This is a genomic window from Knoellia locipacati (genome assembly GCF_007992835.1).
Taxonomy (GTDB): Bacteria; Actinomycetota; Actinomycetes; order Actinomycetales; family Dermatophilaceae; genus Knoellia; species Knoellia locipacati.
The window spans coordinates 795,226-810,221 of sequence record NZ_BKBA01000003.1 but is presented as its reverse complement, the minus strand read 5'-3'; the positions used below and the strand labels follow the sequence as shown (position 1 = coordinate 810,221).

Sequence of the window (14,996 nt, the reverse complement as noted above, 5' to 3'; positions counted from 1 at the left end):
CGTCGGACACCTATAGGTGTCCATGTCGGACACTTATAGGTGTCCGACGTACCTCGACCCCCCACTGCATTACTGCCTCTCAGCGGGCTCAGGCGCTCGGGAGGTCGTGGGCCGTCGCGTGGTGCGGCTCGTAGAGCATCATGTCGTCGGCGCCGGGCACGGCCATGAACACGACGATACCGAAACCCCGGTCGACGGGGTCGGTCGTGAACACCGCACCCCGCGACTGCAGCTCGTCCATCGTCGCCACGAGGTCGTCGCACAGCAGCGAGATGGAGTGGTGCCTCGGGGCGTGGTCGCCGCCCTCGCCGGTCGTCGGGTGCACACCGAGCTCGCTCGGTCCGGAGCGGAAGATCGGCCACTCCTGCTCGCCGTCCGCGACCTCGTCGGCAGCCGACGGCCACCGCAGGACGTCGCGGAAGAAGGCCCGTGTCGCCACGGCGTCGTCCGAGTAGACCAGGGTGTGGACCGCGGTGATCATGCCTCCACGCTAGGCCTGCGACGACAGCCGCAACAGGCCCATCGGGGGCACTCCCTCAGGTCGTGATGTCGCGGTGCCAGGACTCCGTCTTGTATGCCGTGACCCACCCCATCGAGTCGTACAGACCGTCCGCGCCCGTCGGGGAGTCGGCGTCGACCTCGAGCCCGACACGGTTGTGGCCACGCGTGGCCGCATCGGCGATGACGGTGTGCAGCAGCGCCTTCGCGACACCGCGACCACGCGAGAGCCGGTGGACGCCGATGTAGTCGACGTAGCTGCCGTAGGCACCGGACGAGTCCGGCGGGAGGATCGTCGCGACGAGCGCGCCACCGGGGACGGTCTCGCCGTCGACGTCGAGCTCGGCGATCCACCAGTGGTCCCACCGGTGGCCCGGGTCCTCGCGCAGCCGCGAGAGGAACTCGGGGAAGGACTCCCGATAGCTGTTGAAGTGGTCGGCGAAGGACTCCTCGAGCATCCGGTGCACCGTCTGCAGGTCGGCTGCGACGGGCAGCCCGTTGTCGTGCTTGGCCACGCGCCGGATCGTCACGCCCTCGCGCGGACCGGGCAGGACGCCCTCCTCGCCCTCGGCAGCGGTGACGGGACGGGACATCTGCAGCCAGGTCCGGGTCTGGCGGTAGCCCGCTGCCGCCAGCCAGCGGCGCTGGCGCTCGTCGTCGGCATAGGCGCCCGAGTCGAGCTGGGTGCCGTCGAGCTCACGGCCGGAGGCGATGACCCGCCCCGCCTCCTCGCTCCAGGCGAACAGCGAGGTGGCCAGCGCGTCGGCCTCGTCCTCGGTCAGCCCCTCCACGGCGACGGTGACCTCGACGAGGGTCCGGCCGCCCGCACGGTCGTGGATCGACGCCCAGCCGATGACCGTCCCGGTGGCGTCGGTGACGAGGGCCTGGTGACGGGTCCACGACCCGGTGCCGGCGACGGTGCTCTCCACCGTGTCGACGTCCACCGAGCCCGAGCCCTTGGCCATCCGCTGGTGTGCCTCCGCCAGTGACACCAGGGCCGTGACGTCCTCACGCGCGGGGACGCGCGCGACCCAGCCGGACGGCATACCCTCCAGATCCGGGAGACCGGACTGGTGTGGCGGGATCCCGGTCTCGGACAACGGATCTGGCGTCTGCGACGTCATGCGATGGGTCCTCCGGACTCCACGATCTGGACAAGGTCGGCGATCGAGTCCATCACGGCGGTGGGGCGATAGGGAAACAGCTCGACGTCGGCGGGCCTGGTTGACCCGGTGAGGACGAGCACGGTGCGCAGGCCCGCCTCGAGACCGGAGACGACGTCGGTGTCCATCCGGTCGCCGATCATCACCGTGGTCTCGGAGTGCGCCTCGAGCCGGTTGAGGGCGCTGCGCATCATGAGCGGGTTGGGCTTGCCGACGTAGTAGGGCTGACGACCGGTCGCAGCCGAGATGAGCGCGGCGACCGACCCGGTGGCGGGCAGCGTGCCCTCGGTCGACGGCCCGGAGACGTCGGGGTTGGTCGCGATGAACCGGGCGCCCTTCTCGATGAGCCGGATCGCCTGGGTGATCTGCTCGAACGAGTAGGTGCGGGTCTCGCCGAGCACGACGTAGTCGGGCTTGCGGCTCGTGAGGATGTAGCCGACGTCGTGCAGCGCCGTGGTGAGTCCGGCTTCGCCGACGACGTATGCCGTGCCCTGCGGTCGTTGGTCGGCGAGGAACTGCGCCGTCGCCATCGCCGAGGTCCAGATCGACTCCTCGGGCACGTCGATGCCGCTGGCGAGCAGGCGGGCCCGCAGGTCGCGTGCGGTGTAGATCGAGTTGTTGGTGAGCACGAGGAAGGGGCGGCCGGCGGACTTGAGCGCCTCGATGAACTCGGTGGCGCCGGGGATGGCGTGCTCCTCGTGGACGAGGACGCCGTCCATGTCGGTCAGCCACGTCTCGATCGGCTGGTGCTCGCTCATCGGGGGTCCTCTGTCATTCCGCCATTGTGGTGCCTACGGTGGAGCCATGGCGGAAGCACAGGCATCGAGGACCGAATCCGACACGATGGGCTCGGTCGAGGTACCGGCCGACGCGTACTGGGGAGCGCAGACGCAGCGCAGCATCGAGAACTTCGACATCGGGCGCGACACGTTCGTGTGGGGTCGTCCGATGATCCGGGCCCTCGGCATCCTCAAGAAGGCTGCGGCGCAGGCCAACGGCGAGCTCGGTGAGCTCCCCGCCGACGTCGCGGACCTCGTCGTGCGGGCGGCCGACGACGTCATCTCGGGCTCGCTCGACGCGCACTTCCCGCTCGTCGTCTTCCAGACCGGCTCGGGCACGCAGTCCAACATGAACGCCAACGAGGTCGTGTCGAACCGCGCCATCGAGCTGGCCGGCGGCGAGCGCGGGTCCAAGACCCCGGTCCACCCCAACGACCACGTCAACCGCGGCCAGTCGAGCAACGACACCTTCCCGACGGCCATGCACATCGCCGTCGTCCTCGAGGTCGTCGAGCGTCTCGAGCCGGCCGTCGCGGAGCTGCGCGAGGTCCTCGACGGCAAGCGGACGGCATACAAGGACGTCGTCATGGTGGGCCGCACCCACCTGCAGGACGCGACCCCGGTGACGCTCGGCCAGGTCTTCGGTGGCTGGGTCGCGCAGCTCGACGACGCGATGCTCGCCCTGTCGTATGCCGTGGAGGCCACCCGGGCGCTCGCCATCGGTGGCACCGCCGTCGGGACCGGGCTCAACGCGCACCCGAGGTTCGGTGCCCTCGCGGCCGAGAAGATCGCGGCCGAGACGGGTCAGGCGTTCCGGCAGGCGCCCGACCTCTTCGCGGCGCTGTCGGCGCACGACGCGCTCGTCGGGGTGAGCGCCGGGCTGCGCACCCTCGGCGGGGTGCTCATGAAGCTCGCCAACGACGTCCGCTGGTACGCGTCGGGGCCGCGCAACGGCCTCGGCGAGCTGCGGATCCCCGAGAACGAGCCGGGCAGCTCGATCATGCCGGGCAAGGTCAACCCGACCCAGGCCGAGGCGCTCACCATGGTCGCGACCCGCGTCTTCGGCAACGACGCGACGGTGGCGTTCGCCGGGTCGCAGGGCAACTTCCAGCTCAACGTCTACAAGCCCGTCATGGCGCACGCGGTGCTCGAGTCGACCCGGCTGCTCGCCGACGGGTGCCGGTCGTTCACCGAGCACTGTGCCCGCGGGATCGAGCCCAACACCGAGCGGATCGAGGCCAACCTCGAGAGCAACCTCATGCTCGTCACCGCCCTCAACCGCCACATCGGCTACGACAAGGCGGCAGCCATCGCCAAGAGCGCCCACAAGCAGGGGCTGTCGCTGCGCGAGGCCGCGCTGGCGTCGGGGCACGTCACCGGCGAGCAGTTCGACGAGTGGGTCGTCCCCGAGGACATGACCCACAGCTGAGTCAGGGGCGTTCGAGCGTCCACCGGATGGCGGGCGGCCGGACCGCGGCGCACACCGGCCCGCCCCGGGGGTCGACGAGCGACAGCCGTCCGACGAGCACGTCGTCCTCAGCCGCATCGAGCAGGTCCGCCGGGTCGAGCACGCCGAGCATGAGCTTGGCCCGTCGGACCGTGTCGACGTCGCCCGGGTCGCGGCCCGCGTGCCCCCAGCAGAGATAGAGGAACCGGTCGCCGCGCCGCCCCTGCACCCACGGACCGCGCAGGTCCACCCCGTCGGAGGTGACGACGACGTCGAGCGAGACGTCGAACGCCATCGAAGACCCCTCGACCGGCCGCGGGTCCACGACGACCCTGCCGCGCTGCATCCCGACGAGCAGCCCCCGCCCACCCAGCACGGGTGGTGGGAGCGGCTCCCCGACGATGCGCACGTCCACGACGCCATCGTGGCAGCCCGTGCGCACCCCCGCCGCGGGATGTCGCAAACGGCCGTCGCGTCCCGCCGCCCGGTCCTACCCTCGAAAGATGGCTGATGCGGACCTCAACATGAACGCCATCGTCCACGCCGCCGTCCGGCGTGACCTCGCCCGGATGGAGACCGCGCTGCGCGCGTTCCCCGCCGGGGACCAGCAGCGGGCGCGAGCCCTGCAGCGCGCCTGGTCGACCCTGTGGAACCAGCTGCACCACCACCACGTCGGGGAGGACACCCACGTCTTCCCCTACGTGCGCAGCCTCGGCCCCGCCGTCCTCGACCCCGCGCTCGTCGACGCGATGGAGGCCGAGCACGAGGCGATGAGCTCGTCCATGCAGGGCGCCACCGCGGCGATCGACGCGCTGGCCACGGACCCGAGCGCCGCCAACGCGTCGGCTGCGGCCTCTGCCGTGGCCGCCGCCGCGCAGGTCACCGACGCCCACCTCGTCCACGAGGAGACCGACGTCGTCCCGGTCATCGCCGCCCGGATGGAGACACCCGAGTGGAAGGCGGTCGAGAAGCAGCTGCGCAAGGGGAGCCCACGGCATACCGGCGAGATGTTCGCGTGGCTCCAGGACGGCGCCGAGCCACGGGTCCAGCAGTCCCTCGGTGCCCTCGTGCCGGCGCCGGTGCGGTTCGTGCTCAGCCGGGTGTTCGGCCGGTCCTACCACCGCGAGGTGGCCCCGGTCTGGCGCTAGGGGCCGTGGCGGTCCGGCCGCCACTAGGTTGGCGCCATGACCTTCACCGCACCCTCTCCCCATGACGGCATGGGCGCCACGCTGGCCGACGACGGCGTGACCTTCCGGGTGTGGGCACCGCACGCGCAGCACGTCTGGGTGGTCGGCGACTTCAACGAGTGGGACAGCGGCAACAACCCGCAGCTCGAGCGCGACGGGGACGGCGAGGCCGGCACCTGGTCGGTCCACGTCCCGGGCGCGCACGCGGGGCAGGAGTACCAGTTCCAGGTCGACACCGGCTCCGAGGTCGTCTGGCGCGCCGACCCCTACGCCCGCCAGATGACGAGCTCGGTGGGCAACTGCGTCATCTACGACCCGGCCTCCTTCGACTGGGGCGAGAACGGCTTCCGTATGCCGTCCTGGGACGACGTCGTCATCTACGAGATGCACGTGGGCACCTTCGGGGGTGACGGCAACGGTGGTCGCGGCAGCTTCGACTCGGCCGTGCACCGGCTGGACCACCTGCGCGACCTCGGCGTCTCGGTCATCCAGGTCATGCCGCCGTTCGAGTACGCCGGCGACATCTCGTGGGGCTACAACCCCAGCCACATGTTCGCCGTCGAGTCCGGCTACGGCGGGCCCGACGCGTTCAAGGCGTTCGTGCGCGCGGCCCACGAGCACGGCATGGCCGTCATCGTCGACGTCGTGCACAACCACATCGGGCCCTCCGACCTCGACCTCTGGCGCTTCGACGGCTGGTTCGAGGGCGAGGGTGGCGGGATCTACTTCTACAACGACTGGCGGGCCGAGACCCCGTGGGGCGCGACCCGGCCCGACTACGGCCGCCCCGAGGTGCGCGACTTCCTGCGTGACAGCGCGCTGCTCTGGCTCGAGGAGTTCCGGTGCGACGGGCTGCGGTTCGACGCGACGAACTACATCCGCTCGACCACGGGTGGCACCTGGGACGGCGGGGCGGCGATCCCCGACGGCGGCAGCTACCTCGCCTGGCTCACCTCCGAGATCCGCGACCGCCAGCCGTGGAAGCTGCTCATCGCCGAGGACCTCCAGAACGACCCGCTCGTCACGACGGACAGCGACGAGGGCGGACTCGGCTTCCACGCCCAGTGGGACGCCGGCTTCGTGCACCCCGTGCGCCGGGCGCTCACCGAGCTGAGCGACGAGCACCGCGACCTCGCGGCGGTGGCTGCGGCCCTGCTCGGCGAGGACCGTGGCCCGGCCGGCACCCGCGTCATCTACACCGAGTCCCACGACGAGGTGGCCAACGGCAAGACCCGCCTCCCCGAGGCCGTGGCTCCGGGCGACGCCGACTCGTGGGCGGCCAAGAAGCGCGCCGCGCTCGGCTTCGTCACCGTGATGTGCTCACCCGGCATCCCCATGCTCTTCCAGGGGCAGGAGTTCCTCGAGGACCGTTGGTTCGACGACTCGGTCGCCCTCGACTGGGACAAGTCCGAGGCCCACTCGGGCATCGTCGCCCTGCACCGCGACCTCATCCGGCTGCGCCGCAACTCCGACAGCGTCAGCCGCGGGCTGCGCGGCTCGGGCACGAGCGTCCTGCGCCTCGACGACGAGGACAAACTGCTCGTCGTCCACCGGTGGGCCGAGGGTGGGGCGCACGACGACACCCTCGTCGTCCTCAACTTCTCCACGCAGGTGCACCGCGAGCTCGCGGTCGGCATGCCGGCGCCGGGGTCGTGGAAGGTCCGCTTCAACTCGGACTCGCCGCTCTACGCCCCCGAGTTCGGTGGCGTCGACGCATTCGACGTCGAGGCCGACGGCCCGCCGATGGACGGGTGCGAGCAGAGCGCCGTCCTCGCGCTCGGCCCCTACAGCGCGGTCGTCCTCACCCGCGAGGAGTAGTCAGCCGGTCGTGTGGCGGTCGGCGACGTCGAGCGCCGCGTCGAGCATCTCGAGGCCCTCGCGCATCTCGGCCGCGGTCGTCGTGCACGGCGGCACGACGTGGGTGCGGTTGAAGTGGACGAAGGGCCACAGACCGTTCTCCTTGCACGCCGCTGCGAACTCCACCATCGGCTTCGCCGCGGCGCCGGAGGCGTTGAACGGGACCAGCGGCTCGCGCGAGCCGCGGTCGCGGACCAGCTCCACGGCATACATGAACCCGACTCCGCGGACCTCGCCCACCGACGGGTGCCGGTCCGCGATCGCCTCGAGGCCGGGGCGCAGCACCGTCTCCTCGACGCCGCGCACGTGCTCGAGGATGCCCTCCTCCTTGAAGATGCCGATCGACGCGACGGCCGAGGCGCAGGCCAGCGGGTGGCCCGAGTAGGTGAGGCCGCCCGGGTAGGCGCGGTCGGCGAACGTCGCCGCGACGTCCGCGGAGATGACGACCCCGCCGAGCGGCACGTAGCCCGAGTTCACGCCCTTGGCGAAGCAGATGAGGTCCGGCGTGACGCCCCACCGGTCGACGGCAAACCACTCGCCGCAGCGGCCGAACCCCGCCATGACCTCATCGGCGATGAAGACGATGCCGTGCTCGTCGCAGATCTCACGCACCCCGGCGAGGTAGCCCGCCGGCGGGACGAGCACGCCGTTGGTGCCGACGACCGTCTCCAGCATGATCGCGGCGATCGTCGAGCCGCCCTCGACCATGATCGTGTCGCGCAGGTGCTGCAGCGCCCGCGCGCACTCCTCCTCCTCGGTCGTGGCGTGGAAGGCGGAGCGGTAGAGGTAGGGGCCCCAGAAGTGGACGATCCCGGGCACCGACGGCTCGGAGGCCCAGCGCCGCGGCTCACCGGTCGCCGCGATCGCCCCGGCCGTCGCCCCGTGGTAGCTGCGGTAGGTCGTGAGGACCTTCTGGCGGCCCGTGTGCAGCCGCGCCATCCGCATGGCGTTCTCGGTCGCCTCGGCGCCGCCGTTGGTGAAGAAGACCGAGTCGAGGTCGCCGGGTGCCAGCTCGGCGATGAGCCGGGCCGCCTCGGAGCGGACATCGTTGGCGAAGGCGGGCGAGACGGTGAGCAGCCGGCCGGCCTGCTCCTGGATGGCGGCGACGAGCTTGGGGTGCTGGTACCCGATGTTGACGTTGACGAGCTGGCTCGAGAAGTCGAGGTAGCGGCTGCCGTCGGCGAGCTCGAAGTGCGATCCCTGCGCACCCACCACCTCCACGGGGGAGATCTGGCCCTGCGCGGACCACGAGTGGAAGACGTGCTTGCGGTCGGTGTCGGTCGTGGTGGTCTGGCTCGTCGTCGTCACCCTCGGCAGCATATGGGGCCCGCCGCGCGACGCGGCAGGCGTCACACGTCAAAGACTGTTCAACCACCGGCCATCTTCGCTACGCTCGGCAACAGCCGGGCGCGCGTCGTGAACTCCCTGTACCGACGCGCGCCCGTGGCGTGTCCCGGCCCGGGCGTGACGTCCGTCGGCGCACACGGCGCGTGGGACCCGCGCCCTGCGTGGATGATCCGCGCGGCCTGCGGTGTTGACCCCCTCGAAGAACATGGACCAGACACCCCTGACATCCCCCTGACTGCTGAGGAGACCCCTGCATGGCAACCGTCGAGCTGACCGCCGAGACCTTCGAGAAGACCGTGACGAGCAACGGCATCGTCCTCGTGGACTTCTGGGCCGAGTGGTGTGGCCCGTGCAAGCGCTTCGCCCCCGTGTTCGAGGAGGCGTCCGAGAAGCACCCCGACGTCACCTTCGGCAAGATCGACACCGAGGCCGAGCAGCAGCTCGCCGCCGCGGCGCAGATCACGTCGATCCCGACGCTCATGGCCTTCCGCGACTCGATCCTCGTCTTCTCGCAGCCCGGCGCCCTCCCCGCCCCGGCGCTCGATGGCATCATCGAGCAGATCAAGGGCCTCGACATGGACGACGTCAAGGCGCAGCTCGCCGCAGCCCAGGAGGGCGAGACCGCTCAGTCCTGAGCCTGCTTGGATGGCGGGATGTCGCTCCCGTACGTCGCCCTCGGAGACTCGTATGCCGCCGGCGTCGGCGGGGGTGACCGGGTCAACGACTGCTGGCGCGCGGTCGAGGGCTACCCCGTCCTCGTCGCCCGGGCGCTCGGGCTCGGCCTCGCCTACCAGGCGTGCCTCGGCGCCACGATCCGCGACGTCGAGGCCGCCCAGCTGGCGGCGCTCGGACCGGGGACGACGCACGTCTCGCTGACCGTCGGCGGCAACGACATCGGGTTCGTGCCCGTGCTCGTCGAGTGCGCCAAGCCCGCCTGGATGGGCGACTCCGACCCCGTCATCGACGCGGCGATCGCGACCCTGCGCACCGAGCTGCCGTCCTCGCTGGGGTCGCTGCTCGCGCGCATCGCGCAGGGTGCGCCGGACGCGGAGGTCGTGGTCACGGCATACCCCGTCCTGTTCAACGGGCAGGACTGCAACGCCCTGACGTTCTTCAGCCCTCACGAGAGGGCCCGGATCGAGGCGGGTGTCGGCGAGCTGGCCACGGTGGTCGGCGACGCGGCGCGCGCCGCCGGGGCCGGGTTCGTCGACCCGCGCGCGGCGTTCGAGGGGCACGCGGTCTGCGACGGGCAGGAGTGGCTCAACGGGGTGTCGTGGCCTCTCGAGCAGTCCTACCACCCCAACGCCGACGGGCACGCGGCCTACGCCCGGCTCGTCACGTCCGCGTTCGGTGTCGAGGAGGAGGCGGCCGCCCGCGCCGGTGAGGTCCGGGTCGACCAGGGGCCGGCCTCACGCGGGGAGGCGCCGACGTTCAGCCTGCCCGACCTGCTCTCGGCCGAGAGCCTCGACGGGGCGCGCCGGCATGGGCTGGACGTCGACCACGTGGCCGACCTCGCCCGCCGGGCCGAGGCCACCGCCCTCGGGGAGGACGCCGAGACGGCCCGGGCCGAGCTCCAGGCGCTCGACCGGGTCGTCCGGGAGCGCCTGGGGAGATGAGTCAGCGCCGAACCGTGACACGGTTCAGCGCTGTCGGGTGCGCCCGGTGCCGGGCGCGGATGGAGCCGTGGAGCAAGTGGGTCGGGTCGGCTCAGATCGAGCGCGTGTGCTGCTGGAACTGCGAGGCGACCATGAGCTCGTGGTTGGCGCGGGTGTTGTCCATGTCGACGGTCGTGGACCAGCCGGAGGTGCCGGGGCGACGGAAGTTGCGCAGGCGCTCGGCGATGCGGTGGGCGGCGGTGAAGGTCTGGGTGCGGGGGATCATGTCGTCAATGATCCGCGCTTCAACTGCTTAGCACAACGTGACTTTGCTAAGGGGTTGTTAAGCAACACTGTAGAGTCGAGTTATGCTCGACCCCCACCGCCTCAGGGTCTTCCGCGCCGTGGTCGGCAGCGGGTCCGTGCAGGCCGCCGCCGACAACCTCGGGCTCACCTCGAGCGCCGTGAGCCAGCACCTCAGCGCCCTCGCCCGCGAGACCGGTCTCGTGCTCTTCCAGCGCCAGGGCCGGGGCATCGCGGCCACGCCCGCGGGCCTCGAGCTCGCGACGCAGACCGAGGAGGCGATGCGCCAGTGGGACCGGCTCGACTCGGTCGTCACCGACCTGCGTGACGGGCGCAGTGGCCGGATCACGGTGGGCTACTTCGCGTCGGCGGGGTCGGCCTGGATGCCGGCGCTGGTCAAGCGGCTCACCTTCGAGCAGCCCGACCTCACCGTCGACCTCGTCCTCACCGAGGTGACGAGCCGCAACGTCACCCCGGACATCGACGTCGTCATCGACCCGCCGGACGGGGGTGGCCGCGCCGGCTACCGGCGGGTGCACCTCGCGAGCGACCCGTTCGTCGCGGTCGTGCCGAGCGACTCCGAGCTGGCGACCCGGCGCAGCGTCGCGCTCGCCGACCTGCGTGGCGAGACGTGGGTGTCCAACGACCTCACCGGCAGCCTCGGCCACCGCATCGTCATGTCGGCCTGCGCCGCCGCGGGGTTCACCCCGCGCTTCACGGTCCAGGCGCAGGAGCACCACTCGGCGATCCAGTTCGTCGCGGCCGGCGTCGGGATCTCGGTCATGCCGCGGCTGGCGGCCCGGGCGCTGCCGCCGGAGGTGCTGCGGCTGCGGATCACCGACCCCACTCCGGTCCGCGAGATCTCGGCGCTCGTGCGCGAGACCGGTCGTCCGAACCCCGCGGCCGAGCGGCTGCTCGAGATGCTGCTCGAGCTTAACACGCACCCGTCGCGGCGTGGCCGCCCCGGCGGCGGCTGAGCCCGTCGGAGGTCAGGGCTCGACGGGTGCCCCGTGCGGCGGCGTGAGCAGGCGGGTCCCGACGACGGCGTCGGGGTTGATGGGGCCGTAGACGTGCGGGAACTCCTCGCCCGTCTCGGGGTTGCCGACCTCGCGCACGAGGCGTGACTCGAGCAGCTCGGGGTCGATCGTGAGCAGCAGCAGGTCGTGCCCCACCCCGGCATAGAAGGTCGCCAGGACGAAGTCGAGCTGGGCCGGGTCGCAGCAGTGGATGAACCCCTCCTGCTCGAGCGACCGGTCCAGCGTGGACTCGGTGAACGTGCCCTCGGCGACGGCTCGCTCCCAGGTCCGTGGCGAGGTGACGTGGTGGATGGGGGAAGCCATGGCTCCCAACCTACGCCGCGGCATACGCTTCCCGGCATGACGATCCGCGAGGCCACCCCCGACGACGTCCCCGCGATCCTGGAACTGGTGCGCGACCTCGCGACCTACGAGAAGGAGCCGGACGCGGTCAGGGCGACCGAGCAGCACTTCACCGCAGCGCTCTTCCCCGCCCAGGGCTCACCGACGACGTTCGCCCACGTGGCCGAGGTCGACGGCGAGGTCGTGGGCATGGCGGTCTGGTACCTCACCTTCTCGACGTGGACCGGCGTCAACGGCATCTGGCTCGAGGACCTCTTCGTCCAGCCCGAGCACCGTGGCAGCGGCCTCGGGCGCGAGCTCCTCGCCACCTTGGCCCGGACCTGCGTCGAGCGTGGCTACCAGCGGCTCGAGTGGTGGGTGCTCGACTGGAACGAGCCCTCGATCGGGTTCTACAAGAGCCTCAGTGCGGTCCCCCAGGACGAGTGGACCGTCTTCCGTATGGACGGCGACGAGCTCGCCGACCTCGGCGGCTGACGGGGCACGATGACGGCCGACCCTGCTGCGTATGCCGTGGACCTGGGTCCCCGGCGTCGCCCCACCTTCGTCGTGTCGGCGTCGCTGTGCTCGTGGGACCTCGTCGTGTTCCGGGTCGAACCCGTGGCCGGTGGACGCCCGGTCTTCGTCGCGAAGGCCAGTGGGGCCGTGCCGGGGTTCCTCGCCGACCTCGACCGTGGCGTCCTGGACGACGACCTCGCCAGGGCGCTCGCGCGACCTCCCCGAAGGGGTCTCGTCCGGCCGCCCCGCCGGTCCCGCGGCGTGCGTCTCGGGGTCGAGCACGAGTTCGTCGTGAGCGGCGCCGACGGGGTGCTCGACTTCCGGACCCTCGGCGCCGACCTCGAGCTCGGCGTGCGGGCCGACCCGACCGACCCCAACGCGCAACGCTGCTCGTGGGGCGGCGTGGTCACGGCCGACGGGCGCGAGGCCGAGGTCGCGACGCCCCCGGTGCCCCTGGGCGTGGGCGGCGCAGCCACCGTGCGAGGCCTCGCGGAGATCGGGCGCGACGTGCTGGCCGATGCCCTGCACGCCGCCCACGGCCCGGACGTCACCCTCACCGGCTACAGCACCCACCTCAACGTCAGCGCCGCACGACGCGGCGCCCGCACCCACGCGCGCAGGTTCGCCTCGGTCTTCGCCCCCTCGCTCATGCTGCTCCTCGACCGGCCCACCTCCCCGGGCCTGCTCGTCCGCCCCCGCCCGGGTCGCCTCGAGCTGGGTGGCGAGTACTCCGCGGGCACCGAGCTCGAGGTCGCCCTGACGTTCGCCGCCGGCGCGGTCTTGGCCTCGCGCGGGCCGGGGTGGCTGCGAGCCCGCCGGCTCCAGGTCGCCGTCGTGCTCGAGCCCGCCCGCGAGCGCTACGGCTGGTACGTCGACCGCCGAGCCGTGGGGTGCGACCTCTACGAGCTGGGACGGGCGGCACCGTTGCACCGGACGCGGACGGGAGTGACGGTCACCGCCGGGCAGCACCTGGAGCAGACGTGGGAGCTGGCCCGGGCCGCCCTCACCGGACGGGTGTCCGGCGAGGAGCTGGCTCTCGTCGACGCCGTGGTCGGCGCGGACGAGCCACTGCCCCGGCCTCAGGACGGCGTCGCGTCGTAGACGTAGGTCTGCTCGGCTCCGAGGCAGTTCACGGTGGGGAACATCTCGGGCACCCTGCTCGTGTGTGCGACGCCGACCAGTCTTGCTGGGTGCCGGATCCCCTCTGTGACGGCTTCGCCCACGGGGGTGAGTCTGATGTCCCACGAGGTCTGCTGGCAGCCGTCGGTGATCGCCTTCGTCCTGCCCGCCATCGTCAGGGGGCCGGTGAGCGGTCCCTCCTTGATGTAGTAGACGGTGCATCCGTCCGCGGTGCAGCGCACGGTCAGAGGGTCGTAGTCGTCCGGGAACTTGGTGCACTTCCCTTTGCCCGACAGGTCGGTGCACCGGTCGACGGTGAGCTTCCCCCCTGAGTACTCCAGCGTGATCGCCGTCGCGGCCGCCGGGGGAGCGACGGTGGCCGAGGCGCCTCCGGCGGGTCCGGTGGCGCCTCCCGGACCGCCGGTCGAGCCCGCCCCGGGCGCACCCGGAGCCCCGGGGGTCGGCACTCCCGCCGCACCCGTGGACGTCCGTCCCGCGTCGTCGCCGGATCCGCCGAGGGCGCGGGCGCCGAGCAGGCCCCCGACGCCGACGACCGCCACGACGGCCACCACCACGGCGATGACGGCAGGCACCGAGGCGGATGACGAGAGAGTGGCCAACGAGCGCCCGGAGGTCGAGACCCCTTGCTGCGACAGCCCGTCGGAGTCGGCGTCGTGCTGGTCGTCGTGCCGCTTGTCGTCGCGCTGGCCGGTGAGCCGCCCGGTGACGACGTCCCGTTCGCGCGGCACCAGGCGGCGCCAGTCCGGGACGTCGCCGTAGACGTCGTTCACGGCCCAGCGCCCTCCGGGACGAGGAGCAGGCGTCCCTCGTATGCCGTGAGGCTGCATGCTCCCGAAAGGCCCGTCGCGTTGGGGTTGAGCCGGTCCTTCCACGTCCCGGCGAAGATCGGCTTGCCGTCCCCGGTCAGGGCGACCGCGTGCAGTGCGTCGAAGACCTCCTGCGCGTCGGCGCCCTTGGGCACCATGGTCCCCGAGACGGCCCGGCAGTCGTTCGGTGTCGCCGGCGGGGAGGCCGACCATCCGGCCGACGAGGCGGTGAGCGGCCCGGGCTTCCCGGTGAGGCCGGTGATGGTCTGGGTGCTGCCCGTGCCGGCGGTGCTCATCGCTCCCAGCCACAGCACGCTCCCGACCGCGGCGACGCTCCTGGGGGTGGCGCTCCTCGTCGTCATGGACGCGTCGTAGCGGCCCGACAGCGGGGTCTTGACGTCCAGCGACCCTGTGGGGACGCCGCCGACGGCCTCGGTCTCGACGAAGTCGGTGCATCCCTTGGCCTTGCCCGCGGGGGTGCCCTTGGCGGTGTGGACGACGGTCCCGCGAACTCGCGACGGGGCGTCACCCTGCTTCGGGACGAAACTCAGCGAGAAGCTGCTGGCCTGGACGTAGCCCTCGGGCACGGTGGTGCCCTCCTTGGTGAGGCACGACGTGACCCGCTCGGGTGACCCACCGGCATACGCCCTCCCGTCCCAGGTGAGGTCGATGGCGGCGGTGGTCGGTGTCGACCCCTCCGCGACGGGCGCCTCGGCCTCACGGAAGGTGCCGTTGCTCCCGCCCGGCGCCATGGTGAGGTCGCACGGTCCGCTGGGGCAGCCGGGGGTGAAGACCCCGAGGATCGTGCGTGCCATCCGTTGCTCGACGGTGAGGTCCGAGCGCTTCACGGTCCACGCCACGAGCGTCCACCGGCCCTCGGGGCGGAGGTCGGAGGTCCGAGCGCTCGGCGAGGCGCTGGCCGCGTCCTCGCTGGCGGCCGGGCTGCCCCCACAACCGGCGAGGGCGACGGCGAGCGTGCCGAGGAGCACCGGTGCGACAC

The 14,996-nt window shown here is 72.0% G+C and carries 17 protein-coding genes; 8 read left to right on the top strand and 9 right to left on the bottom strand.

From position 1 onward, the window contains the following. Positions 1-88 precede the first annotated feature (88 nt). The 3 genes from KLO01_RS05380 to KLO01_RS05370 are packed head-to-tail and all read right to left on the bottom strand — an operon-like array spanning position 89 to position 2,419. Positions 89-481, bottom strand: coding sequence for a VOC family protein (locus KLO01_RS05380; RefSeq protein ID WP_147062807.1), 393 nt, complete (start codon positions 479-481; stop codon positions 89-91). Positions 482-536: 55 nt separating this feature from the next. Then, positions 537-1,622, bottom strand: coding sequence for a GNAT family N-acetyltransferase (locus tag KLO01_RS05375; protein ID WP_307725654.1), 1,086 nt, complete (start codon positions 1,620-1,622; stop codon positions 537-539). Further along, positions 1,619-2,419: an HAD-IIA family hydrolase gene (locus KLO01_RS05370; RefSeq protein WP_147062805.1), complete on the bottom strand. Its 801-nt coding sequence runs from the start codon at positions 2,417-2,419 to the stop codon at positions 1,619-1,621. The genes KLO01_RS05375 and KLO01_RS05370 overlap by 4 nt, the downstream gene beginning before the upstream one ends. A gap of 46 nt (positions 2,420-2,465) precedes the next feature. On the opposite strand from KLO01_RS05370, the gene fumC reads away from it, so the two are divergent. Next, a complete protein-coding gene (gene fumC / locus KLO01_RS05365) occupies positions 2,466-3,869 on the top strand; it encodes a class II fumarate hydratase (RefSeq protein ID WP_147062803.1) in 1,404 nt (467 codons plus the stop codon). Position 3,870: 1 nt separating this feature from the next. Here the strand turns inward: fumC and KLO01_RS05360 are convergent, their stop codons facing one another. Further along, positions 3,871-4,302, bottom strand: a complete 432-nt coding sequence (locus KLO01_RS05360; RefSeq protein WP_222611923.1) for a DUF5990 family protein — start codon at positions 4,300-4,302, stop codon at positions 3,871-3,873. Between the two features lie 88 nt (positions 4,303-4,390). On the opposite strand from KLO01_RS05360, the gene KLO01_RS05355 reads away from it, so the two are divergent. Both KLO01_RS05355 and KLO01_RS05350 read left to right on the top strand, forming a co-directional pair. After that, positions 4,391-5,035 (top strand): hemerythrin domain-containing protein, encoded by a 645-nt coding sequence (locus KLO01_RS05355; RefSeq protein WP_186827914.1) that lies wholly within the window; start codon positions 4,391-4,393, stop codon positions 5,033-5,035. A gap of 36 nt (positions 5,036-5,071) precedes the next feature. Beyond that, on the top strand, positions 5,072-6,892 hold the full coding sequence (locus KLO01_RS05350; protein WP_147062799.1) for an alpha-amylase family glycosyl hydrolase: 1,821 nt from the start codon (positions 5,072-5,074) through the stop codon (positions 6,890-6,892). Here KLO01_RS05350 and KLO01_RS05345 read toward each other — a convergent pair whose 3' ends face one another. Next, on the bottom strand, positions 6,893-8,251 hold the full coding sequence (locus KLO01_RS05345; RefSeq protein WP_147062796.1) for an aspartate aminotransferase family protein: 1,359 nt from the start codon (positions 8,249-8,251) through the stop codon (positions 6,893-6,895). It abuts the gene before it with no gap. 281 nt (positions 8,252-8,532) lie between these two features. Between KLO01_RS05345 and trxA the strand changes: the two genes are divergently transcribed. Both trxA and KLO01_RS05335 read left to right on the top strand, forming a co-directional pair. Beyond that, positions 8,533-8,913, top strand: coding sequence for a thioredoxin (trxA, locus tag KLO01_RS05340; RefSeq protein ID WP_147062794.1), 381 nt, complete (start codon positions 8,533-8,535; stop codon positions 8,911-8,913). A gap of 18 nt (positions 8,914-8,931) precedes the next feature. Then, a complete protein-coding gene (locus tag KLO01_RS05335) occupies positions 8,932-9,894 on the top strand; it encodes a GDSL-type esterase/lipase family protein (RefSeq protein ID WP_147062792.1) in 963 nt (320 codons plus the stop codon). 91 nt (positions 9,895-9,985) lie between these two features. Here the strand turns inward: KLO01_RS05335 and KLO01_RS17070 are convergent, their stop codons facing one another. Then, positions 9,986-10,159, bottom strand: a complete 174-nt coding sequence (locus KLO01_RS17070) for a hypothetical protein (RefSeq protein WP_186827913.1) — start codon at positions 10,157-10,159, stop codon at positions 9,986-9,988. Positions 10,160-10,241: 82 nt separating this feature from the next. Between KLO01_RS17070 and KLO01_RS05330 the strand changes: the two genes are divergently transcribed. Further along, positions 10,242-11,153, top strand: coding sequence for a LysR family transcriptional regulator (locus KLO01_RS05330; RefSeq protein ID WP_147062790.1), 912 nt, complete (start codon positions 10,242-10,244; stop codon positions 11,151-11,153). Positions 11,154-11,165: 12 nt separating this feature from the next. Here KLO01_RS05330 and KLO01_RS05325 read toward each other — a convergent pair whose 3' ends face one another. Further along, entirely contained in the window at positions 11,166-11,516 is a 351-nt protein-coding gene (locus tag KLO01_RS05325; protein WP_222611922.1) for a DUF952 domain-containing protein, read from the bottom strand. A gap of 36 nt (positions 11,517-11,552) precedes the next feature. On the opposite strand from KLO01_RS05325, the gene KLO01_RS05320 reads away from it, so the two are divergent. Both KLO01_RS05320 and KLO01_RS05315 read left to right on the top strand, forming a co-directional pair. Then, positions 11,553-12,029, top strand: coding sequence for a GNAT family N-acetyltransferase (locus tag KLO01_RS05320; RefSeq protein ID WP_147062786.1), 477 nt, complete (start codon positions 11,553-11,555; stop codon positions 12,027-12,029). Between the two features lie 9 nt (positions 12,030-12,038). After that, complete coding sequence (locus tag KLO01_RS05315) at positions 12,039-13,151, top strand: hypothetical protein (RefSeq protein ID WP_147062785.1); 1,113 nt, start codon at positions 12,039-12,041, stop codon at positions 13,149-13,151. Here the strand turns inward: KLO01_RS05315 and KLO01_RS17065 are convergent. Together KLO01_RS17065 and KLO01_RS05300 are read right to left on the bottom strand one after the other, a co-directional pair. Continuing rightward, a complete protein-coding gene (locus tag KLO01_RS17065) occupies positions 13,130-13,960 on the bottom strand; it encodes a hypothetical protein (RefSeq protein ID WP_186827912.1) in 831 nt (276 codons plus the stop codon). The genes KLO01_RS05315 and KLO01_RS17065 overlap by 22 nt on opposite strands. Beyond that, the gene (locus tag KLO01_RS05300) at positions 13,957-14,985 is read right to left on the bottom strand and encodes a hypothetical protein (RefSeq protein ID WP_147062780.1); all 1,029 of its coding nucleotides are present in this window, start codon (positions 14,983-14,985) and stop codon (positions 13,957-13,959) included. The genes KLO01_RS17065 and KLO01_RS05300 overlap by 4 nt, the downstream gene beginning before the upstream one ends. Between the last annotated feature and the right edge of the window lie 11 nt (positions 14,986-14,996).